The organism is Pseudomonas sp. SA233 (assembly GCF_054792385.1).
In genome coordinates this window covers 5,111,379-5,132,462 of the sequence record NZ_CP096449.1, presented here as the reverse complement: position 1 = coordinate 5,132,462, position 21,084 = coordinate 5,111,379, and the positions used below count along the sequence as shown (strand labels likewise).

The 21,084-nt window shown below is 62.3% G+C and carries 19 protein-coding genes; 10 read left to right on the top strand and 9 right to left on the bottom strand.

What is annotated here, in order from left to right; genetic code table 11:
- Positions 1-91: 91 nt before the first annotated feature.
- The gene (locus tag M1D87_RS23555) at positions 92-2,392 is read left to right on the top strand and encodes a YgiQ family radical SAM protein (protein ID WP_013974417.1); all 2,301 of its coding nucleotides are present in this window, start codon (positions 92-94) and stop codon (positions 2,390-2,392) included.
- 133 nt (positions 2,393-2,525) lie between these two features.
- Here the strand turns inward: M1D87_RS23555 and M1D87_RS23550 are convergent, their stop codons facing one another.
- Positions 2,526-3,113, bottom strand: a complete 588-nt coding sequence (locus M1D87_RS23550; protein WP_023660590.1) for an LOG family protein — start codon at positions 3,111-3,113, stop codon at positions 2,526-2,528.
- Positions 3,114-3,462: 349 nt separating this feature from the next.
- Here M1D87_RS23550 and azu point away from each other — a divergent pair, with 349 nt between their 5' ends.
- Positions 3,463-3,912: an azurin gene (gene azu, locus M1D87_RS23545; RefSeq protein WP_015271990.1), complete on the top strand. Its 450-nt coding sequence runs from the start codon at positions 3,463-3,465 to the stop codon at positions 3,910-3,912.
- Between the two features lie 80 nt (positions 3,913-3,992).
- Here the strand turns inward: azu and nadE are convergent, their stop codons facing one another.
- Both nadE and pncB read right to left on the bottom strand, forming a co-directional pair.
- Positions 3,993-4,820: an ammonia-dependent NAD(+) synthetase gene (gene nadE / locus M1D87_RS23540; RefSeq protein WP_421091548.1), complete on the bottom strand. Its 828-nt coding sequence runs from the start codon at positions 4,818-4,820 to the stop codon at positions 3,993-3,995.
- A gap of 3 nt (positions 4,821-4,823) precedes the next feature.
- Positions 4,824-6,029: a nicotinate phosphoribosyltransferase gene (pncB, locus tag M1D87_RS23535; RefSeq protein ID WP_182328894.1), complete on the bottom strand. Its 1,206-nt coding sequence runs from the start codon at positions 6,027-6,029 to the stop codon at positions 4,824-4,826.
- Positions 6,030-6,497: 468 nt separating this feature from the next.
- Here pncB and M1D87_RS23530 point away from each other — a divergent pair, with 468 nt between their 5' ends.
- The 6 genes from M1D87_RS23530 (at position 6,498) to M1D87_RS23505 (ending at position 12,957) form a co-directional block, all read left to right on the top strand.
- Positions 6,498-7,634 (top strand): branched-chain amino acid ABC transporter substrate-binding protein, encoded by a 1,137-nt coding sequence (locus M1D87_RS23530; protein ID WP_013974412.1) that lies wholly within the window; start codon positions 6,498-6,500, stop codon positions 7,632-7,634.
- 156 nt (positions 7,635-7,790) lie between these two features.
- Positions 7,791-8,705 carry an ABC transporter permease subunit gene (locus tag M1D87_RS23525; protein ID WP_013974411.1) on the top strand — a complete coding sequence of 305 codons (915 nt, stop codon included), beginning with the start codon at positions 7,791-7,793 and terminating at the stop codon, positions 8,703-8,705.
- 2 nt (positions 8,706-8,707) lie between these two features.
- The gene (livM, locus tag M1D87_RS23520; RefSeq protein WP_015271987.1) at positions 8,708-10,009 is read left to right on the top strand and encodes a high-affinity branched-chain amino acid ABC transporter permease LivM; all 1,302 of its coding nucleotides are present in this window, start codon (positions 8,708-8,710) and stop codon (positions 10,007-10,009) included.
- Positions 10,006-10,881, top strand: coding sequence for an ATP-binding cassette domain-containing protein (locus M1D87_RS23515; RefSeq protein ID WP_010955466.1), 876 nt, complete (start codon positions 10,006-10,008; stop codon positions 10,879-10,881). Before livM ends, M1D87_RS23515 begins: the two co-directional genes overlap by 4 nt.
- Positions 10,878-11,594: an ABC transporter ATP-binding protein gene (locus tag M1D87_RS23510; protein WP_015271986.1), complete on the top strand. Its 717-nt coding sequence runs from the start codon at positions 10,878-10,880 to the stop codon at positions 11,592-11,594. Before M1D87_RS23515 ends, M1D87_RS23510 begins: the two co-directional genes overlap by 4 nt.
- 595 nt (positions 11,595-12,189) lie before the next feature.
- Positions 12,190-12,957, top strand: coding sequence for an SDR family oxidoreductase (locus M1D87_RS23505; RefSeq protein WP_123084744.1), 768 nt, complete (start codon positions 12,190-12,192; stop codon positions 12,955-12,957).
- Between the two features lie 116 nt (positions 12,958-13,073).
- Here M1D87_RS23505 and M1D87_RS23500 read toward each other — a convergent pair whose 3' ends face one another.
- The 3 genes from M1D87_RS23500 to M1D87_RS23490 all read right to left on the bottom strand — a co-directional run bounded on the left by M1D87_RS23500 (position 13,074) and on the right by M1D87_RS23490 (position 15,568).
- On the bottom strand, positions 13,074-14,171 hold the full coding sequence (locus M1D87_RS23500; protein ID WP_123084743.1) for an AGE family epimerase/isomerase: 1,098 nt from the start codon (positions 14,169-14,171) through the stop codon (positions 13,074-13,076).
- Between the two features lie 54 nt (positions 14,172-14,225).
- Positions 14,226-14,858, bottom strand: a complete 633-nt coding sequence (fabR, locus tag M1D87_RS23495; RefSeq protein WP_003259042.1) for an HTH-type transcriptional repressor FabR — start codon at positions 14,856-14,858, stop codon at positions 14,226-14,228.
- Positions 14,859-14,980: 122 nt separating this feature from the next.
- Positions 14,981-15,568 (bottom strand): phage infection protein, encoded by a 588-nt coding sequence (locus M1D87_RS23490; RefSeq protein WP_232880741.1) that lies wholly within the window; start codon positions 15,566-15,568, stop codon positions 14,981-14,983.
- Between the two features lie 341 nt (positions 15,569-15,909).
- Between M1D87_RS23490 and M1D87_RS23485 the strand changes: the two genes are divergently transcribed.
- Entirely contained in the window at positions 15,910-17,976 is a 2,067-nt protein-coding gene (locus M1D87_RS23485; protein ID WP_039613529.1) for an AsmA family protein, read from the top strand.
- A gap of 129 nt (positions 17,977-18,105) precedes the next feature.
- Here M1D87_RS23485 and M1D87_RS23480 read toward each other — a convergent pair whose 3' ends face one another.
- Together M1D87_RS23480 and osmE are read right to left on the bottom strand one after the other, a co-directional pair.
- Entirely contained in the window at positions 18,106-18,636 is a 531-nt protein-coding gene (locus M1D87_RS23480) for a ferritin-like domain-containing protein (RefSeq protein WP_015271981.1), read from the bottom strand.
- A gap of 48 nt (positions 18,637-18,684) precedes the next feature.
- A complete protein-coding gene (gene osmE / locus M1D87_RS23475; RefSeq protein ID WP_003258245.1) occupies positions 18,685-19,026 on the bottom strand; it encodes an osmotically-inducible lipoprotein OsmE in 342 nt (113 codons plus the stop codon).
- A 123-nt stretch (positions 19,027-19,149) separates the two neighbouring features.
- Here osmE and M1D87_RS23470 point away from each other — a divergent pair, with 123 nt between their 5' ends.
- Complete coding sequence (locus tag M1D87_RS23470; RefSeq protein ID WP_015271979.1) at positions 19,150-20,040, top strand: esterase/lipase family protein; 891 nt, start codon at positions 19,150-19,152, stop codon at positions 20,038-20,040.
- Here the strand turns inward: M1D87_RS23470 and M1D87_RS23465 are convergent.
- On the bottom strand, positions 20,037-20,909 hold the full coding sequence (locus tag M1D87_RS23465) for a DMT family transporter (protein WP_054572742.1): 873 nt from the start codon (positions 20,907-20,909) through the stop codon (positions 20,037-20,039). The two genes, M1D87_RS23470 and M1D87_RS23465, sit on opposite strands and share 4 nt — an antisense overlap.
- Positions 20,910-21,084: the final 175 nt, after the last annotated feature.

Below are 21,084 nucleotides of genomic sequence, written 5' to 3'. Positions count from 1 at the left end.
CATGAATCCGACAACCATCGTCGGATTTGGTCAAAATTTGTGCTATATTCCGCGCCCGCGATTTCCCTGCACACCAGAACCGGTCACTGACATGCAAGCAGCCAAACCACTCTACGACTATCCCAAGTACTGGGCCGAATGTTTCGGGCCAGCACCTTTCCTGCCGATGAGCAGGGAGGAGATGGATCTGCTCGGCTGGGATTCCTGCGACATCATCATCGTGACCGGTGATGCCTACGTCGACCACCCGTCGTTCGGCATGGCCATCATCGGCCGCCTGCTGGAGGCACAGGGCTTCCGCGTAGGCATCATCGCCCAGCCGAACTGGCAGTCGAAAGACGACTTCATGAAGCTCGGCGAGCCGAACCTGTTCTTCGGTGTGGCCGCGGGCAACATGGACTCGATGATCAACCGCTACACCGCGGACAAGAAGATCCGTTCTGACGACGCCTACACCCCTGGTGGCCTGGCCGGCAAGCGTCCGGACCGTGCCAGCCTGGTGTACAGCCAGCGTTGCAAGGAAGCCTACAAGCACGTGCCGATCGTACTGGGCGGCATCGAGGCTTCGCTGCGCCGCATCGCCCACTACGACTACTGGCAGGACAAGGTCCGTCACTCGATCCTGATCGACGCCAGCGCCGACATCCTGCTGTTCGGCAACGCCGAGCGCGCGGTGGTCGAGGTGGCCCAGCGCCTGTCCAACGGCGAGAAGATCGAGACCATCACCGATGTGCGCGGCACTGCTTTCGTGCGTCGCGACACGCCTCAGGGCTGGTACGAGATCGATTCGACCCGCATCGACCGCCCGGGCCGCGTCGACAAGATCATCAACCCGTACGTGAATACCCAGGACACCCAGGCATGTGCCATCGAGCAGGCCAAGGGCGACCAGGAGGACCCGAACGAAGCCAAGGTCGTACAGATTCTCGACAGCCCGAGCATGACCCGGGAAAAGTCGGTGATCCGCCTGCCGTCGTTCGAAAAGGTGCGTAACGACCCGGTACTCTATGCCCATGCCAACCGGGTGCTGCACCTGGAGACGAACCCGGGCAACGCCCGCGCCCTGGTACAGAAGCATGGCGAAGTGGATGTGTGGTTCAACCCGCCACCCATCCCCATGAGCACCGAGGAAATGGACTACGTGTTCGGCATGCCCTATGCCCGTGTGCCGCACCCGGCCTACGGCAAGGAGCGCATCCCGGCCTACGAGATGATCCGCTTCTCGGTGAACATCATGCGTGGCTGCTTCGGTGGCTGCACCTTCTGCTCGATCACCGAGCACGAAGGCCGCATCATCCAGAACCGCTCGCACGAGTCGATCCTGCACGAAATCGAAGAGATGCGTGACAAGGTGCCGGGCTTCACCGGCGTGGTCTCCGACCTTGGCGGCCCGACTGCCAACATGTACCGCATCGCCTGCAAGAGCCATGACATCGAGAAGCACTGCCGCAAGCCGTCGTGCGTATTCCCGGGCATCTGCGAAAACCTCAACACCGACCACAGCTCGCTGATCGAGCTGTACCGCAAGGCTCGTGCCCTGCCGGGTGTGAAGAAGATCCTGATTGCCTCTGGCCTGCGTTATGACCTGGCGGTGGAGTCGCCGGAGTACGTCAAGGAGCTGGTCACCCACCATGTCGGTGGTTACCTGAAGATTGCCCCTGAGCACACCGAGCGTGGCCCGCTGGACAAGATGATGAAGCCGGGTATTGGCACCTATGACCGCTTCAAGCGCATGTTCGAGAAGTTCTCGAAAGAGGCGGGCAAGGAGCAGTATCTGATCCCGTACTTCATCGCCGCCCACCCAGGCACCACCGACGAAGACATGATGAACCTGGCCCTGTGGCTGAAGGGCAACGGCTTCCGTGCCGACCAGGTGCAGGCGTTTTACCCGTCGCCGATGGCTTCGGCCACGGCCATGTACCACTCGGGCAAGAACCCGCTGCGCAAGGTGACCTACAAGAGCGAGGGTGTGGAGATCGTCAAGAGCGAGGAGCAGCGTCGTCTGCACAAGGCGTTCTTGCGTTACCACGATCCGAAGGGCTGGCCGATGCTTCGTGAGGCGCTGCAGCGCATGGGCCGTGCCGACCTGATCGGGCCGGGCAAGCACCAGCTGATCCCGCTGCACCAGCCGCAGACCGATACCTACCAGAGTGCTCGCCGCAAGAACTCGACCCCGGCGGGTAGCCACAAGGTGGGCAAGGAGCAAAAGGTCCTTACCCAGCACACCGGCCTGCCGCCGCGTGGCAGTGATGGCAGCAAACCGTGGGACAAGCGTGAAAAAGCCAAGGCCGAAGCGTTTGCACGTAACCAGCAGGCGGCCAAGGAGCGCAAGGAAGCGGCCAAGGGTGGCAAAGGCAACAAGAAGCCGCGTCAGCCAGTGATCCCGCGCTGATCTCGGGGGCCGCTTTGCGGCCCAATCGCCGGCAAGCCCACACACAGGATTTGCACAAAGCCCAAGGCTTGCACTGTACTTGTGGGAGCCGGCTTGCCGGCGATCGGGCTGCAAAGCAGCCCCTGTTACAGGTTTAGTCGGGCTTCTTGTCGACCCACTTCGGCGCCACCGGCGCAACAAAGCTGTCCATCCCGTCCAGCAGCTCATCGGGCTGCTGCCCCAGCAGCAACATCGCCCGATGCTGCGGCCGCACGAAGCCTTCTTCGACGATATGGTCGAGGAACCCGCCCAGCTTCTCGTAGAAACCGTTCACATCCAGCAGCCCCAGCGGCTTGGCGTGATAGCCCAATTGCCCCCAGGTCCATACCTCGAACAACTCCTCCAGCGTACCCAGCCCACCGGGCAGGGCGATAAAGGCGTCGCTCAGTTCGGCCATGCGTGCCTTGCGCGCGTGCATGCCGTCGACCACTTCCAGGCGGCTGAGGCCCTTGTGGCCGATTTCGGCATTCATCAGGCTCTCGGGGATGATTCCGATCACTTCGCCACCGGCCGCCATGGCCGCGTCAGCGACGGTGCCCATCAGGCCAACTGCGCCGCCGCCATAGACCAGGGTCAGGCCGCGACGGGCTATCGCCTGGCCAAGCGCGATGGCTGCTTCACGGTAAGCGGGGTTGGCACCAATGCTGGCGCCGCAGAACACACAAACGGAACGTACGGGCATTGCTCATCTCCAGTCACTCAGGCTGACAGGGTAAGGCCCATGTCCTACAGTTCCAAGGCTGGTTTCACTCCGGTCGGGAGAATTCGCAGATGGCGCCGGTCGCTCCATGGGCGTAGGCCGCCAGCAGGCTGTTCATCAGGCTACCAAGGGTCATTTCGTATTGCTCCTAAATGAGAGGTTGTCCCATCGTCCAATAAAAGGGCATGATGTGCCCTTGAATTGGTTGTATACAATCCATTGAACAATTCTACTGGCTGGCCTCTTGACAGCCCCTTGACCCATATCAGCAAGGGGCTGAACGGTTTCAGGCAGTCTCGCAATTGATAAAACCCTGCCAAGGAGATTCATGATGTTTGCGAAAGCTGTAGCGGTATCCCTGCTGACCCTCGCCAGCGCTTCTGTCTTCGCAGCCGAGTGCTCGGTGACTGTCGACTCCACCGACCAGATGTCCTACAACACCAAAGAAATCACCGTCGACAAGAGCTGCAAGGAATTCACCGTCAAACTGACCCACTCCGGTAACCTGCCGAAGAACGTCATGGGCCACAACCTGGTGATCAGCAAGACTGCCGACATGCAGGGCATTGCCACCGAAGGCATGAGCCAGGGTCTGGAAAAGGACTACATCAAGGCTGACAACGCCGCGATCATCGCCCACACCAAGATGATTGGTGCTCCTGAGAAGGAGACCGAGGTGAAGTTCGACGCTACCAAGCTGGAAGCCGGTGGCGACTACAGCTTCTTCTGCACCTTCCCGGGCCACATCTCGATGATGAAGGGCAAGGTCGTCGTCAAGTAATCAAAGGCTGACGGTGAACCCTGTGGGAGCGGGTTCACCGGGGCGCCGAACCCGCTCCCACAGGTCTTTCTACAGCCTGATCAAGGGGCGAACGGCAGTTCGCGCTTGTGCTGGGTCTTGCGGTAGGTAGCGACGATGATATCGAACGCTTCCTGGTCAACCGGCTGCCCATGCAGGAAGGCATCGATCTGCTGGTAGGTCACGCCATGGGAGGCTTCGTCCGGCTTGCCCGGTGCCAGGTCTTCCAGGTCCGCAGTCGGCACCTTCTCCACCAGTGACTCCGGCGCACCGAAGCTGCGCGCAATCGCCCGCACCTGGTTCTTCACCAGCCCGCTCAGCGGCGCCAGGTCGCAGGCACCATCACCGAACTTGGTAAAGAAGCCCATCACTGCCTCGGCGGCGTGGTCGGTGCCGATCACCAGGCCTGCGCGGGCACCGGCGATGGTGTACTGGGCGACCATGCGGGTGCGTGCCTTGACGTTGCCGACCACGAAGTCCACCAGCGTCGGCGAGCCGTTCTTCAACTCCACCACTTCAGCCGCCAGCGCCCGTACTGCCGGGGCGATATCCACGGTGTGCACTTCGTCGGCCTTGATCACTTCCAGGCACGCCTGGGCGTCATGCTCGTCATGCTGGACCTGGTAAGGCAGGCGTACGGCGATGAAGGTGTAGGCCTTGTCACCGGTTTCGGCGCGCAGCTCGTTGATGGCGCGCTGAGCGAGCAGGGCGGCGGTCAGTGAGTCGACGCCGCCGCTGATGCCCAGCACCAGGGTCTTGAACCGGGCGTTGGCCAGGCAATCCTTGATGAACGCCACACGCCGGGCGACTTCGGCCTCGAGCGCGGCGGCGTCGGCGAACGGCGGCTGTACCTTCAGCGCCTGGGCAATCTCTTGCTGAACCGCTTGCATGGGTTACTCCTTGCTGGGGACTTTGAATACATGGCGCATGTAGGCGACGAAGTTCTCGTCGCGGCATTGGGTCTTGGCGGCTTCGTCCGAGATCTTCGCTACCGGCGCGCCGTTGCAGTCGGTCATTTTAAGCACGATGCTCATCGGGGCCACACCCGGGATGTCGCAAGTCAGGTTGGTGCCGATGCCAAAGCTGACGTTGATGCGACCGCGCAGGGCTCGGAAGATTTCCAGCGAGCGGGTCAGGTTGAGACCGTCGGAAAACACCAGGGTCTTGGTCATCGGGTCGATACCCAGTTTCTGGTAATGGGCAATGGCTTTTTCCGCCCATGCCACCGGTTCGCCCGAGTCGTGGCGCAGGCCGTCGAACAGCTTGGCGAAGTACAGATCGAAATCGCCAAGGAAGGCATCCATGGTGATGCAGTCGGTCAGGGCGATACCGAGCAGGCCGCGGTACTCGCGCACCCAGCAGTCCAGCGCGGCGATCTGGCTGTCGATCAGTCGCGGGCCGAGTTGCTGGTGGGCCATGATCCATTCATGAGCCATGGTACCCAGCGGCTTGATATCCAGTTTCCATGCCAGGTCGACGTTGCTGGTACCGACGAAGCGGCCTGGGAAATCGTCGCGCAGCACGCGCACCACCTCTTCCTGCACGCGGCTGGAAAAGCGTCGGCGGGTGCCGAAGTCGGCCACCTGCAGTTCGGCCAGTTCATCTTCGTTGGCATGCGCGCGCAGCCAGTCGAACTTGCGGTATAGCTGGTCGCGGGCCTCGGCCAGGCGCATGCGCGGGTGCAGATGGCGGTTGCGCACTTCGCTGATGATCGCCAGCAGCGGCACTTCGAACAGGATCACATGCAGCCACGGACCTTTCAGGCGCAGGAACAGCTGGTCGTTATCTATCCCCAGGCGTACGTAGCGCAGGTTGAAGCGGAACAGGCGCAGAAAGCGCAGGAAATCTGGTTTGAGAAAGCTGATTCGTTCGAGAAAGGCCAGCTGGCCGTCATCCAGGGTGAGGTCGCTGAGCAGTTCTAGCTGGTTGCGGATCTCGCCGAGGTATGGGCGCAGGTCCTCGCCGTTGCGACAGCGGAATTCCCATTCAACGTCGGCATCCGGGTAGTTGTGCAGCACGCCCTGCATCATGGTGAGTTTGTAGAAGTCGGTGTCGAGCAGGTTGTGCACGATGCGCTCGGCGAATGCGCTCTCGCTCATCAGTGGGGCTCCGGAAGCGGCGAATGGCGGACATTGTGCCAGCCTTTTTGGCCTTGTTGTGTCTGGGCTGGCCTCTTCGCGGGTGAACCCGCTCCCACAGGGCCGCGTATCTGCCAAAACCGCGTGTTTTTTTCGTGCACCAGCTAGCCTTGAAACGGTGCCGCCTGTAGCAGTCGCGCACCAGCTGTGTGCAGTTCGGTGACGTCCGCTGTTACAGGGCGGTTGCACGTAAACACTTGCCAGGGTTGCAATGATGGCACTCGACGGTTGCTCCTTGTCTGTACGTCTGGTGGCGCCTGCCGCGTGGCAGACGGTTGCACGCTCAATAAAGAAAAGGCCGTCGGTCGCCTGCAGGCAACCTGCGCAGTGTGTTTTGCCGGAAGACAAAACCTATGGCACGGCCCTTGCTCTGAGCACAGGGCTGAGAAGTTGTAGTGCCAACCAAAAAAACTCTAGGAGCACCACCTCATGTCGCAGACGTTTTACAAGAAAGGTTTCCTGGCTCTGGCCGTAGCTACGGCACTGGGTGTTTCTTCGTATGTTCAGGCCGACGTCAAGATCGGTGTAGCGGGCCCGATGACCGGGGCTAACGCAGCGTTTGGCGAGCAGTACATGAAAGGTGCGCAGGCAGCGGCCGACAAGATCAACGCCGCCGGTGGCGTGAATGGCGAGAAAATCGTACTGGTCAAGGGCGATGACGCCTGCGAGCCGAAACAGGCCGTGGCCGTGGCCAACCGCCTGGTCGACCAGGACAAGGTGATTGGCGTGGTAGGCCACTTCTGTTCTTCCAACACCATCCCGGCCTCCGAGGTGTATGACGAGGCTGGCGTCATCGCCATCACCCCGGGCTCCACCAACCCACAGGTTACCGAGCGCGGTCTGGGCGCCATGTTCCGCATGTGCGGCCGTGACGACCAGCAGGGCATCGTCGCCGGCGATTACATCGTCGACGTGCTCAAGGGCAAGAAAGTCGCGGTGCTGCACGACAAGGACACCTACGGCCAAGGCCTGGCCGACGCGACCAAGGCACAGCTGGAAAAACGCGGCGTCAAGCCGGTGCTGTACGAAGGCCTGACCCGCGGCGAGAAGGACTTCAGTGCCGTGGTCACCAAGATCCGTTCCACCGGTGCCGACGTTGTCTACTTCGGCGGCCTGCACCCGGAAGCCGGCCCGCTGGTACGCCAGCTGCGCGAGCAGGGCCTGAAGGACGTCAAGTTCATGTCCGATGACGGCATCGTCACCGACGAACTGGTGTCCACCGCTGGCGGCGCGCAATACGTCGATGGCGTGTACATGACCTTCGGCGCCGACCCGCGCCTGCTCCCGGACAGCAAGGCGGTGGTGGAGGAGTTCCGCAAGGCCGGTACCGAACCTGAAGGCTACACCCTGTACGCCTACGCCTCGCTGCAGGCCCTGGCTGCCGCGTTCAACGGCGCCAAGTCGAACAAGGGCGAAGACGCTGCCAAGTGGCTCAAGGCCAACCCGGTGAAGACCGTCATGGGCGAGAAAAAGTGGGACTCGAAGGGTGACCTGACCGTCTCCGACTACGTGGTTTACCAGTGGGATGCCCAAGGCAAGTACCACCAGCTGGAAAAACAAAAATAACAACGGCCCACGGCCCGGGCGCGTCAGCCCCCGGGCCAAAGCCCCGCGGTACCTGTCTTTATCCGTAGATCTGCACAGTACTGCGCTGCGAGGGCCGCCTGTTCCAGGCCCGCCGTGGTCGGCGCTCGTGCAATCTCAATCAGGTGAGATTGCGTTATGGATGGTATTTTCCTGCAGCAACTGGTCAACGGCCTGACCCTCGGGTCGGTCTATGGCCTGATCGCCATCGGCTACACAATGGTCTATGGCATCATCGGCATGATCAACTTCGCGCACGGCGAGGTGTACATGATTTCCGCGTACCTCGCGGCGATCAGCCTGGCATTGCTGGCTTATTTCGGTATCGAGTCGTTCCCCCTGTTGATGCTGGGCACCCTGTTGTTCACCATCGTCGTCACCGGCGTGTACGGCTTCACCATCGAACGCATCGCCTACAAACCCCTGCGCAACTCCACCCGCCTGGCACCACTGATCAGTGCCATCGGCATCTCGCTGATCCTGCAGAACTACGCGCAGATCAGCCAGGGCGCCCGCCAGCAAGGCGTGCCAACCCTGCTGGAAGGCGCCTGGCGTGTCGAAGTGGGCACCGGCTTCGTGCAACTTACCTACACCAAGATCTTCATCCTGGTGGCAGCCTTCGTTGGCATGGGCCTGCTCACCTATGTGATCAAGTACACCAAGCTCGGCCGCATGTGCCGTGCCACCCAGCAAGACCGCAAGATGGCCTCGATCCTGGGCATCAACACCGACCGGGTGATTTCCTACGTGTTCGTCATCGGTGCGGTTATGGCTGCCCTGGCCGGCGTGCTGATCACCATGAACTACGGCACCTTCGACTTCTACGCCGGCTTCATCATCGGCATCAAGGCGTTTACCGCCGCGGTGCTCGGCGGTATCGGCTCGCTGCCTGGCGCCATGCTCGGCGGGATCATCCTGGGCATTTCCGAGTCGCTGTTCTCTGGCCTGATCAACTCCGACTACAAGGACGTGTTCAGCTTCTCGCTGCTGGTGATGATCCTTATCTTCCGCCCACAAGGCCTGCTGGGTCGCCCGCTCGTGGCTAAGGTGTGAACATGTCCATTGCCAAAACTGCCTCTGTTCCTGAAACCAAAAGTTTCGATATCAAACGCAGCCTGCTGGAGACCATCGTCGCCGGCCTGCTGGCACTCATCGTGTTCGGCCCTGTCGTTGGCGTGGTGCTCGACGGCTACACCTTCAATGCCGAGCCGCGGCGTGTGGCCTGGCTGGTTGGCGGGGTGATGCTGGGCCGCTTCCTGCTCAGCCTGTACTTGCAGACAGCTGCCGGCTCGCGCATGCTCCAGGGCTTCGAAAGCGGTGGCTCGGGCGTGCATGTGCGCGCGCCGAACTACGTATCGCGGCTGCGCTATATCATCCCGGCGCTGGTGGTGATCGCCATCGTCTTCCCGATCTTCGCCAACAAGTACCTGCTGACCGTCGTCATCCTCGGCCTGATCTACGTGCTGCTGGGCCTGGGGCTGAACATCGTGGTCGGCCTGGCCGGCCTGCTCGACCTGGGCTATGTGGCGTTTTATGCCATCGGCGCGTACGGCCTGGCGCTGGGTTATCAGTACCTTGGCCTGGGCTTCTGGAGCGTGCTGCCACTGGCGGCCATAGCTGCGGCGCTGGCGGGGTGCATACTCGGTTTCCCGGTGTTGCGGATGCACGGCGACTACCTGGCGATCGTGACCCTGGGCTTCGGCGAGATTATCCGCCTGGTGCTGAACAACTGGTTGTCGTTCACCGGCGGCCCCAACGGTATGCCGGCACCGGCGCCGACCTTCTTCGGCCTGGAGTTCGGCCGTAGGGCCAAGGACGGTGGGGTACCAATCCACGAGTTCTTCGGCTTCGATTACAACGCCAACCTCAAGTTCGTGTTCATCTACGCGGTGCTGTTCATCGTCGTGCTTGCAGTGCTCTACATCAAGCATCGCCTGACCCGCATGCCGGTCGGCCGTGCCTGGGAAGCGCTACGCGAAGACGAGATCGCCTGCCGCTCGATGGGCCTGAACCACGTACTGGTCAAGCTCTCGGCGTTTACCCTGGGTGCCTCCACCGCCGGCTTGGCCGGGGTGTTCTTTGCCACCTACCAGGGCTTCGTCAACCCGTCGTCGTTCACCTTCTTCGAGTCGGCGCTGATCCTCGCCATCGTCGTGCTCGGTGGTATGGGCTCGACCGTAGGCGTGGTGATTGCCGCCTTCGTGCTGACCGTGGCACCCGAGCTGCTGCGCAGCTTCTCCGAATACCGCGTGCTGCTGTTCGGTGTGTTGATGGTGCTGATGATGATCTGGCGACCGCGTGGGCTGATCCGCATCAGCCGTACCGGTGTGACCCCGCGTAAAGGAGTGGCGCCATGAGCGACGATATCATTCTCTCGGTCGACAACCTGATGATGCAGTTTGGCGGCATCAAGGCGCTCAGCGATGTCAGCCTGAAGGTCCGGCGCAACCAGATCTTCGCCCTGATCGGCCCCAACGGTGCGGGCAAGACCACGGTGTTCAACTGCCTGACCGGGTTCTACAAGGCCAGTGGCGGGCGCATCGAACTGAACGTGCGCGGTAGCCACACCAATGTCATCCAGCTCCTTGGCGAGCGCTTCCAGGCGGCAGACTTCGTCTCCCCGGCGCGCTTCGCCAACCGCATGTACTACAAGATGTTCGGCGGTACCCACCTGGTCAACCGCGCCGGCCTGGCACGCACCTTCCAGAACATTCGCCTGTTCAAGGAAATGTCGGTGGTGGAGAACCTGCTGGTGGCGCAGCACATGTGGGTCAACCGCAACCTGCTGGCCGGGGTACTCAACACCAAGGCCTACCGCAAGGCCGAGAGCGACGCGCTGGACCACGCGTTCTACTGGCTGGAAGTGGTCGACCTGGTCGATTGCGCCAACCGCCTGGCTGGCGAGTTGTCGTACGGCCAGCAGCGCCGCCTGGAAATCGCCCGGGCGATGTGCACGCGGCCGAAGATCATCTGCCTGGACGAACCGGCGGCTGGCCTGAACCCACAGGAAACCGAGGCCCTCAGCCGCATGATCCGCGTGCTGCGCGACGAGCACGACATTACCGTGGTGCTGATCGAACACGACATGGGCATGGTCATGAGCATTTCCGATCATATCGTGGTGCTCGACCACGGCAACGTGATTGCCGAAGGCGCGCCGCAGGATATCCGCCACAACCCGACGGTGATCGCCGCCTACCTGGGTGCAGATGAAGAGGAACTGGTATGAGTGCACCCATTCTGGAATTGAAGGACCTGGACGTGTTCTACGGCCCTATCCAGGCGCTGAAGAAAGTCTCGATGCACATCAATGAAGGTGAGACGGTCAGCCTGATCGGCGCCAACGGCGCTGGCAAGTCGACCCTGCTGATGTCGATCTTCGGCCAGCCGCGGGCGGCGTCGGGGCATATCGTGTACCGCGGCACCGACATCACTCGCAAGTCGTCGCATTACATTGCCTCCAACGGCATCGCCCAGTCGCCGGAAGGGCGCCGGGTGTTCCCCGACATGACGGTCGAGGAGAACCTGATGATGGGTACCATCCCCATCGGTGACAAGCATGCCGACGAAGACATGCAGCGCATGTACGAGCTGTTCCCGCGCTTGAAAGAGCGGCGTAACCAGAGGGCCATGACCATGTCTGGTGGCGAGCAGCAGATGCTGGCAATTGCCCGCGCGCTGATGAGCCGGCCAAAGTTGTTGCTGCTGGACGAGCCATCGCTGGGGCTGGCGCCGATCGTGGTCAAACAGATCTTCTCGACCCTGCGTGAGCTGGCCAAGACCGGCATGACCATCTTCCTGGTTGAGCAGAACGCCAACCATGCGCTGAAACTGTCGGACCGGGCTTATGTGATGGTCAACGGGCAGATTCGCATGAGCGGGACGGGTCAGGAGCTGTTGGTCAACGAAGAAGTGCGCAACGCCTATCTCGGCGGGCATTGAGTCGCATTCGGGGGCCGCTTTGCGGCCCTCGAAGCCAATGTGGACAACCTTTCGAACACCTCTCCCCAATTACTCCACAACCCCACCACAAACCCTTGTTTCCACAGGATCATTTTTTCCACGGTTAATGTGGAACCGCCTGTGGAAAACATGGTGGCATCTCGCTCAAGCCCTTTGATACCAAGCCCTGCAGCTTCATGATCATTTTTTGATCACAGGCGCCTTGTGGATGATTTTCCCAGGTTTTTCAAAGCCCTGCATTCATTCCAAGGCTCGCGCAAAACCTGTGGATAACCCTGTGAAAAAACCTTGGACAGACCGCTGCAGACGGCATGCTTGAAAGCCTTGCGCCATCACCGAAAAGATATCCACCGACCATAAGTCGCTGAAAGGGTTCCGTACCGTGGACAAGTTGCCCCCAATCCGTGGGGAAAGCCTTGTGGATAACGTGCGCATAGCTGGTGCCGAGCCGTCTGCTGTAAGGGTTTGCCACATATGAGCAAAAAATGAACAGTATTCCGGGCGGGTTGCTGCAAGCACGCGGCGCGGGCATGCTGCAAGACTGCCGATGACAATCCACCGTGAGGAACAGAGCATGACGTCCACCGTATTCATCACTGGCGCGACTTCCGGTTTCGGTGAGGCCACTGCCCGCCGCTTCGCCGAAGCCGGCTGGAAGCTGGTGCTCACAGGCCGCCGCAAGGAGCGCCTGGACGCCCTGTGTGCCGAGCTGTCTGCCAAGACCGAAGTACACGGCCTGGTGCTCGACGTGCGTGACCGCAAGGCCATGGAGCAGGCCATCGCCAACTTGCCGGCCGGCTTCGACAAGTTGCGCGGCCTGGTCAACAACGCAGGCCTGGCGCTAGGGGTGGACGCGGCGCAGAACTGCAGCCTGGACGACTGGGAAACCATGGTCGATACCAACATCAAGGGCCTGATGTACACCACTCGCCTGCTGCTGCCACGGCTGATCGCCCATGGCCGTGGGGCGTCGATCCTTAACGTAGGTTCCGTGGCGGGCAACTACCCGTACCCAGGCAGCAACGTGTATGGCGGCACCAAGGCCTTCGTCGGCCAGTTCTCGTTGAGCCTGCGCTGCGACCTGCGGGGTACGGGCGTGCGCGTGAGCAATATCGAGCCGGGCCTGTGCGAGAGCGAGTTCTCGCTGGTGCGCTTTGGCGGTGACCAGGCCAAATACGACGCCACCTACGCCGGTGCCGAGCCGATCCAGCCGCAGGACATCGCCGAGACCATCTTCTGGATCCTCAACCAGCCGGCGCATATCAATATCAACAGCCTCGAGCTGATGCCGGTGAGCCAGGACTGGGCAGGGTTCTCGATCGACCGGTCGGTCAAGGCCTGATCAAAAGGCGGGGCCGCTTTGCGGCCCATTCGCAGCACAAGGCTGCTCCTACAGGATTGGCACTGGTTTCAGGTGCGCCGCTTTCCCTGTAGGAGCAGCCTTGTGCTGCGAAAGCGTCAGCCCAGGCGCTGCAACCCTTCCAGGCAAGTCGCCAAGTGGTAGGGCGTAGTCGAAGGCATATCATGCCGGCTGACACTGCCTTGCCCATCCCGGCACTCATACCAGCCCGCCTCACGCAGGAACCGCGTTTCCAGAGCCTGCAACTGCCCGGCAAGCTTGCTCTCGCCCCCTGTCCGCAACACCAGCGCCCGCAGGTATTCCGCCTGTGCCCAGATCCGCTGGGTGGCGTCGAGCACCCGGCCATCCACATCCAGCATCGCCAGCACAGCGGCATCCTTCACCCCGTATTGCTCGGCGTAGCCGAAAGCCCGGTCGATGGACGCATGCAGCGGCGTATCTCGCAGCAGTGGCGAGGTATGCAGGAGGTAGAACCACTCGAACTGGTGCCCCGGCTCGAACCAGTTATCCACAGTGCCGCGTGGCTTTTCCAGCATCAGGCCGTGGGCGGGGTCGATGAAGTGTTCCTGCAGCGCGTCGCACAGGTGCAGCAAGGACTGCCGGGCATGCTTGTCGTCACGCACCGCCAGCACCTGCAGGAAGGCTTCGGCCAGGTGCATCTGCGGGTTCTGCAGCGGGCCGCTGCCAAGGTCTGCCCAGTCTTCAGCGAGGCTGGCTTCGTACAGGCCGTCGTCGCGGGCGAACTGCTGGTCGATGATGTCCAGCGCGGCGTTCAGCGTGGACTCCACCAGGTTTTCACGCACCTTGCCCCAGTAGTGCGCACAGGCGAAGACGATGAACGCGTGGGTGTAGAGGTCCTTGCGCCGGTCCAGCGGTTTGCCCTGGGCGTCGATGCTGTAGAACCAGCCGCCGTGTTCGGCGTCGTGGAAGTGCTTCTGCAACGAGCGGAACAAGGCCGCCGCACGCTCGGCTGCGCCCGGTTGCCCGATGCGGCTGCTGAACAGGTAAAGCTGACGCGCGCAGGCCATGGCCCGGTAGCGCTGCACCGGCAATGGCTGGTGCTGGGCGTCCAGTGCCTCGTAAGGCAGGGCCATGTCGGCGTTCCAGCCCGGGCCTTGCCACAACGGCACGATGCGTTCGGCGAAGTGCTGGTTGAAGCGGGCCAGTTCGGGCAGGGTGGGGCGGGGGTCGGACATTTCGGCGCTCGTCGCTGTCGGGCAGGGCGCCATGGTAGCAGAACAGGCTACCGATCAGCTCGGGTTGCCAAGCCCCTGCCAATGCCGCGCCCCTACGAAGATGAAGCGCAACTGCTGGGTGATCTTTTCCTGGGGCGTCAACGCCTGTGGATAACCCGCTTCGGGGCTGTCGATAAGCTCTGGCAAGGTGGCGAACACGGTTTTCACCACCAGGTCGGCCATCACCGCCAGCGCGGCGCTGTCCAGGTGCTGCCAGCGCTTCATCCGCGCCAGGTCGGTGGCCAGGTCGTCGCTGATGTCCTGGCGCAGGCGGGCAATGGCCTGGCGTACGGCCTGTGAACCGCCGTACTGCTCACGGGCGAGGAACAGGAACTGCGCACGGTGGGCGGCGACCACATCGAGAAAGATGCGCACAGAGGCGTCGGTGATGCCGCCCAGTTCGAATTCGTTCTGGCGCACCAGGCGGATGGTCTGGCGGAAGGTGGTGTCGACCTCGGCAACCAGGGCCAGGCCCAAGGCGTCCATGTCGGAAAAATGCCGGTAAAAACCGGTGGGTACGATGCCGGCCGTCTTTGCCACTTCGCGCAGGCTGATACTGCCGAAACCACGGCCACTCTCCATGAGCTGGCAGGCAGCATCGAGCAGGGCCTGGCGGGTCTGTAGCTTCTGTTCGGCGCGCGGCAGCATGGTGCGGGCTTCTATGGCGGTAAGGCTGGGCACTCTAGTTAAAAAAACAAAGCCCGGTCAATGGACCGGGCCTGGAGGGGAGCTGGCGTTGTGACATAGGTTGTTCTTTTCAGTCATGGCGATCAGCTCACACGGCTGATTTCAACCAGGCGATCGGAACCACCCTCGGCAACACGGCCAGTACGTTCGATCAGGCGATCGGAACCACCCTCGGCAACGCGACCAGTACGTTCGATCAGGCGATCGGAACCACCCTCGGCGACGCGGCCAGTACGTTCGATCAGGCGATCGGAACCACCTTCGGCAACGCGGCCACTACGTTCGATCAGGCGATCGGAACCACCCTCGGCAACGCGGCCAGTACGTTCGATCAGGCGATCGGAGCCACCTTCGGCAACGCGGCCAGTACGTTCGATCAGGCGATCGGAACCACCCTCGGCAACGCGGCCACTACGTTCGATCAGGCGATCCGAGCCGCCTTCGGCAACACGGCCACTACGTTCGATCAGGCGATCGGAGCCACCTTCGGCAACGCGGGCACTACGTTCGATCAGACGATCAGCACCACCTTCAGCAACGGTCTTCAGCGGCTGGGCGATTTGAGCAGCGCTGGAGCGCGATTCGGCGGTCAGGTGTTGCTCGTCGGCTGGCAGGGCAAAAGCGTTGGCAGCCAGGATGGACAGGGTCAGGGTCAGCAGATGGCGTTTCATGATTTCGGTGCTCCTCTCGGGGGCTGGAAAGTGGGTACGGAGCCAATGCTACGCCGCGTAACGCCAGAGAGAAGTTCATACGGGTAATGGTAACAATCGACCGTATTGATAGAGATTTAAAACTGCTCTAGAAAGTGCTTTACAGGCCGTTAGATGGCAATTTGATGGCGCTTTTTGCAGGTAACACGCACGGTCTGGCGCGACGATTTGCTGAGCAAAAGGCCAGGAAAAACTTCGCTATCATGGCGCCATCGATAAAACCCCACGGGTTTTCATCAGTCCGAGATATTGAACGCCACCGCTGCACCTGTTCTGTGCCATACCGCAAGGAGAATCACGCAATGACGCGTCCCGCCAGAATCCTCGTCTGGACCTTCACCAGCCTGCTGACCCTGCTGGCGATCCTGGTGGTGGTGATTGCCACCTTCGACTGGAACCGCGTCAAGCCCCTGCTCAACGAGAAAGTCTCCGAGGCTCTGCAGCGGCCCTTCGCGATCAATGGCAACCTTGCCGTGGACTGGCGCACCGAACCAGAAGAGGGGGGCTGGCGTGCCTGGGTGCCCTGGCCGCACTTCATTGCCGAAGACCTGACCCTGGGCAACCCCGAGTGGCTCAAGGAACCGAAGATGGTCGGCCTGGAGCGCGTGGCGTTCCGCCTGGCGCCGCTGCCGCTGCTGTTCCAGCAGATCAGCATCCCGCGCATCGACCTGACCAAGCCCACAGCCAGCCTCACCCGCCTGGCCGATGGCCGCGCCAACTGGGCCTTCGACTTCGGCCCCAAGGATGAAAATGCAGAGCCTTCCAAATGGCAGCTGGACATTGGCGCCATCGGCTTCGACCAGGGCAATGTCAGCTTCGATGACCAAACCCTGAAAACCAGCATGAAGGTGCAGATCGACCCGCTGGGCAAGCCTGTCCCGTTCAGCGACATCGTCGGCAAGGCCAGCGCCGAGAAGGCCGGTGCCGCGCAGGACTATGCCTTCGGGCTCAAGGCCCAGGGCCGCTACAAAGGCCAGCCGGTGTCCGGTACCGGCAAGATCGGCGGCCTGCTGGCCCTGCAGGACGCCAGCCAGCCGTTCCCGCTGCAGGCTGATGTGCGCATCGCCGACACCCATGTGGTGCTTGCCGGCACCCTGACCGACCCGCGCAACCTCGGCGCCCTCGACCTGCGCCTGCGCCTGTCCGGGGCCAGCCTGGGCAACCTCTACCCGTTGACCGGCGTAACCTTGCCCGACACCCCGGCCTACTCCACCGACGGCCACCTCAGCGCCAACCTGCACGCGGCGCAAGGGGCGACCTTCAACTACCAAGGCTTCAACGGCAAGATCGGTGACAGCGATATCCACGGCGACCTGGCCTTCGTTGCCAGCCAGCCACGGCCCAAGCTGTCCGGCAACCTGGTGTCCAACCAGTTGCTGTTCAAGGACCTGGCGCCGCTGATCGGTGCCGACTCCAACGCCGAGCAGAAAGCCCGCGGTGGTGCCAGCAAGCAGCCGGAGGGCAAGGTGCTGCCAGTGGAAGAGTTCCGCACCGAGCGCTGGCGCGCGATGGACGCCGACGTCACCTTCGCTGGCAAGCGCATCGTGCACAGCGCGCAACTGCCGTTCAACGACCTGTCGGCCCACGTGATCCTGGAGGACGGCCTGCTGCGCCTGGAGCCCCTGCGTTTTGGCGTGGCTGGCGGCAACCTGGCTTCCAGGATTCGCCTGGATGGCCGCAACGTACCGTTGCAGGGGCGTGCCCGGCTGACGGCGCGGGGCTTCAAGCTCAAGCAGTTGTTCCCCTCCTTTGCGCCGATGCAGACCAGCTTCGGTGAGTTGAATGGCGATGCCGATATCACTGGCCGGGGCAACTCGGTGGCCGCCTTGCTGGGCACGGCCAATGGCGACCTGCGCATGCTGATCAACGATGGTGCCATCAGCCGCAGCCTGATGGAGATTGCCGGGTTGAACGTGGGCAACTATGTGGTCGGCAAGCTGTTTGGCGATGAGGATGTGAAGATCAACTGCGCGGCGGCTGACGTGGGTATCAAGGATGGCCTGGCGACCACGCGCCTGTTCATCTTCGATACCGAGAACGCGATCATCTACATCAACGGCACGGCCAATTTCGCCACGGAGCAGCTGGACCTGAAAATTACCCCCGAATCGAAAGGGTTGCGGCTGTTCTCGCTGCGCTCGCCGCTGTATGTGCGCGGGCCGTTCGCCAAGCCCAGTGCGGGGGTGCAGGCGGTGCCGCTGGCATTACGCGGAGCGGGAATGGTGGCGTTGGGCGTGGTTGCCGGGCCGGCGGCGGGGTTGCTGGCGCTGATTGCGCCTAGCAGCGGGGATGATCCCAACCAGTGCACGCCGCTGTTGCAGCAGATGAAGGCGGGCAAGGCGCCGGCGGTGGTGAAAGAGAGGAAATAGCAGGGGGCCGCTTCGCAGCCCATCGCGACACAAGGCCGCTCCCACAGGTATTTCACAGCCCTAAAGACTTGTGGAATACCTGTGGGAGCGGCCTTGTGTCGCGAAAGGGGCGCAAAGCGCCCCCAAGAATCACAACCCTTGCAACAGGTCGGACATATCGTCCGCGTGCTCTTCTTCCTGCGCGAGGATGTCTTCAAAAATCCGCCGCGTAGTCGGATCTTTATCCCCGATGTACCGAATGATCTCGCGATAGCTATCGATGGCGATCCGCTCCGCCACCAGGTCTTCCAGCACCATCTCCTTCAATGAAGTGCCCGCCACATATTGGGCATGGGACCGCTTGCTCAGGTTGTCCGGGTTGAAATCCGGCTCTCCACCTAACTGCACAATCCGTTCGGCAAGCTTGTCGGCATGCTCGGCTTCCTGGTTGGCATGCTCGAGGAATTCATCGGCAGCCACGCTGGCCTTGATGCCGCTGGCCATGAAGTAGTGACGCTTGTAGCGCAGCACGCAGACCAGTTCGGTGGCCAGTGAATCATTGAGCAGGCGCAGGATCTGTTGGCGATCAGCATCGTAACCCTCGGTCACTGCACCTTGCTCGACATGCTGACGGGCACGTTCGCGCAGTGTTTGTACATCGGTCAGTTCATTCGCATTCATGTTCATCTCCTGGAACATCAGGGTGGTCATGGATATGGCCTGGAAGGCTTAGGCGCCGTGGACGGCGTCGCTGTCTTCTTCGCGTTGTTTGCAAGTCTTGAAGCCCTTGGCGTCGACATGGCCGGTGGCGTCGAAGCGCACGTAGTAGGGCTGCTGGTGGCCATCGTGGTTGAGGATGTAGTCGTTGCAGGTGCCGCCATGGGGGAGGTCGATGACGTTGGACGGGCTGCCGCCGATGGCGATGACTTTCTGCATGGTCATGCCTTTTTCCACCTGCTTGACCAGCGGTTCGTCGCGGTAGGTGACGTAGTCCACCGGGTTTTCCGGGCGGCTGCCGCAGGCGACGAGGGTGGCGCTTGCCAGAAGGATTGCCAGGGTCTGCTTGTACATGGTCCCGCTCCTTGCAAAGGGTCTGTGTGGTTTGGAACCGCAGCGCGCGGCGGGAGTTCGATTGCGATGGTCATCAAGGCCGCTGTAGTGTTGGCCGGTCGTCCACGGAAAGGGGCTGGGGCAATGCAGCAGGAATTGGCCACGCGATACCCGTTGGTGCTGGTGCCGGGCATGCTCGGTTTTGTCCGGGTAGTGCTCTACCCCTACTGGTTCGGCATCGTGCCGGCCCTGCGCCAGGGCGGGGCGCAGGTGTTCCCGGTGCAGGTTTCGCCACTGCATTCCAGCGAGGTGCGCGGCGAGCAGTTGCTGGCCATCATCGAAGACATCTGCCTGCGTACCGGAGCGGAAAAGGTCAACCTCATCGGCCACAGCCAGGGCGCCCTGAGCGCGCGCTACGCGGCTGCCAGGCGGCCTGGGCGGGTGGCTTCGGTCACTTCGGTGGCGGGGCCCAACCATGGCTCGGAACTGGCCGACTACCTGGAACGCACGGCACCGGGCGATTCCCCGCAGGGGCGCATCCTGAAGGCCGTGCTGCATGGCTTGGCCGTGCTGCTGGTGTGGCTGGAAACCGGCTGGCGCCGTGACCCGTTGCCGGTGGATGTACACGCCTCGCACCAGTCACTGACCAGTGCAGGTGTGGCGCTGTTCAACCAGGCTTACCCACAGGGGTTGCCAGACACCTGGGGCGGGGAGGGGGCCTATGAGGTCGATGGCGTGCGTTATTACTCCTGGTCCGGCACCTTGCAGCCCGGCCTGACCGACCAGCGGCGCAACCGTTTCGACGGCAGCAGCCACTTCTGCCGCCTGTTCGCGCGCAGTTTCGTCAAGGAAAAGGGCTATTGCGACGGAATGGTCGGGCGCTTCAGTTCGCACCTGGGGCAGGTGATCGGCGACGATTACCCGCTCGACCACCTGGATATCGTCAACCAGTCGCTTGGTGCGGTGGGCAAGGGTGCCGAACCGGTGCGGCTGTTCACCGAACATGCCGCCCGGCTCAAGGCGGCAGGGCTCTAGCGACGGATCGGTGTGGTCCAGCGCTCGGCCAGCACCACGCCCGCCAGGGTCAGCAGGCCGCCGACCAGGTGATAGCGGGCCAGCTGCTCATCGAGCACCACGGCGGCGATCAGTGCCGTCACCAGCGGCAGCAGGTTGAAGAACAGCGTGGTGCGGCTGGGCCCCAGGCGATGCACGGCCTGCATCCACACCAGGGGCGCGATCATCGAGGCCAGCACGCAGGCGTACAGCACCAGGCCGACGTTGCGGCTGTTCAGGCCAGTCTTGTCCGACAGCAGGAACAGCGGCAGCAACACGACGATGGCTACCAGCACCTGCAGGTACAGCAGCTGCATCGGCGGCAGGCGCAGCTGCCATTTCTTCAGCAGGAAGCTGTACAGCGCGTAGGCCAGTGTGGCCACCAGCATCAGCAGGTCGCCGCTGTTCAAGCCTTGTTGCAGCAGGCTGGCGGGGTGGCCGGCGCTGACCACTTCAAGCACGCCGAAAAATGACACCAGCGCGCCCAGCAGGGCACCGTAGCTCAGGCGCTGGCCCAGCCAGGCGATGGACAATGCCAATGACATCAGTGGCATCAGCGAAAGGATGATGCCCATGTTGGTGGCGCTGGTGATGCCGGCGGCAAAGTAGGCCAGGCTCTGATATAGCGCCATGCCCAGCACGCCCAGCACGAAAACCTTGCCCAGGTGTGGGCGAATGGCCGCGCGATTGCGCCACACGGCGGGCAGCAGGAACGGGGTGAACAACAGCGCAGCCAGCAGCCAGCGGTAGAAGCCGATCTCGGCGGGGTGGATGGCGCCGGCGGACATCTTGGTGACCACGGTGTTGCCGGCCCATATCAGGATGGCGGTCAGGGGGAACAGGTAGTTCATGTAGCGGCTTACTCGTTTTGGACTGATTGGGGCTGCTTTGCAGCCATCGCGACATACAGGTATCGCACAGGCCCGGAAGGCAACGCGGGTCCCTGTAGGAGCGGCCTTGTGTCGCGATGGCCTGCGCAGCAGGCCCCGATGGCAGCCATTATCAACTGTCTGTCCACAAGCCTAT

Coding starts and splice junctions, on each gene's coding strand:
- M1D87_RS23555 (WP_013974417.1), top strand. CDS start 92: ATGCAAGCAGCCAAACCACTCTACGACTATCCCAAGTACTGGGCCGAA.
- M1D87_RS23550 (WP_023660590.1), bottom strand. CDS start 3,113: ATGCCCGTACGTTCCGTTTGTGTGTTCTGCGGCGCCAGCATTGGTGCC.
- azu (WP_015271990.1), top strand. CDS start 3,463: ATGTTTGCGAAAGCTGTAGCGGTATCCCTGCTGACCCTCGCCAGCGCT.
- nadE (WP_421091548.1), bottom strand. CDS start 4,820: ATGCAAGCGGTTCAGCAAGAGATTGCCCAGGCGCTGAAGGTACAGCCG.
- pncB (WP_182328894.1), bottom strand. CDS start 6,029: ATGAGCGAGAGCGCATTCGCCGAGCGCATCGTGCACAACCTGCTCGAC.
- M1D87_RS23530 (WP_013974412.1), top strand. CDS start 6,498: ATGTCGCAGACGTTTTACAAGAAAGGTTTCCTGGCTCTGGCCGTAGCT.
- M1D87_RS23525 (WP_013974411.1), top strand. CDS start 7,791: ATGGATGGTATTTTCCTGCAGCAACTGGTCAACGGCCTGACCCTCGGG.
- livM (WP_015271987.1), top strand. CDS start 8,708: ATGTCCATTGCCAAAACTGCCTCTGTTCCTGAAACCAAAAGTTTCGAT.
- M1D87_RS23515 (WP_010955466.1), top strand. CDS start 10,006: ATGAGCGACGATATCATTCTCTCGGTCGACAACCTGATGATGCAGTTT.
- M1D87_RS23510 (WP_015271986.1), top strand. CDS start 10,878: ATGAGTGCACCCATTCTGGAATTGAAGGACCTGGACGTGTTCTACGGC.
- M1D87_RS23505 (WP_123084744.1), top strand. CDS start 12,190: ATGACGTCCACCGTATTCATCACTGGCGCGACTTCCGGTTTCGGTGAG.
- M1D87_RS23500 (WP_123084743.1), bottom strand. CDS start 14,171: ATGTCCGACCCCCGCCCCACCCTGCCCGAACTGGCCCGCTTCAACCAG.
- fabR (WP_003259042.1), bottom strand. CDS start 14,858: ATGCTGCCGCGCGCCGAACAGAAGCTACAGACCCGCCAGGCCCTGCTC.
- M1D87_RS23490 (WP_232880741.1), bottom strand. CDS start 15,568: ATGAAACGCCATCTGCTGACCCTGACCCTGTCCATCCTGGCTGCCAAC.
- M1D87_RS23485 (WP_039613529.1), top strand. CDS start 15,910: ATGACGCGTCCCGCCAGAATCCTCGTCTGGACCTTCACCAGCCTGCTG.
- M1D87_RS23480 (WP_015271981.1), bottom strand. CDS start 18,636: ATGAATGCGAATGAACTGACCGATGTACAAACACTGCGCGAACGTGCC.
- osmE (WP_003258245.1), bottom strand. CDS start 19,026: ATGTACAAGCAGACCCTGGCAATCCTTCTGGCAAGCGCCACCCTCGTC.
- M1D87_RS23470 (WP_015271979.1), top strand. CDS start 19,150: ATGCAGCAGGAATTGGCCACGCGATACCCGTTGGTGCTGGTGCCGGGC.
- M1D87_RS23465 (WP_054572742.1), bottom strand. CDS start 20,909: ATGAACTACCTGTTCCCCCTGACCGCCATCCTGATATGGGCCGGCAAC.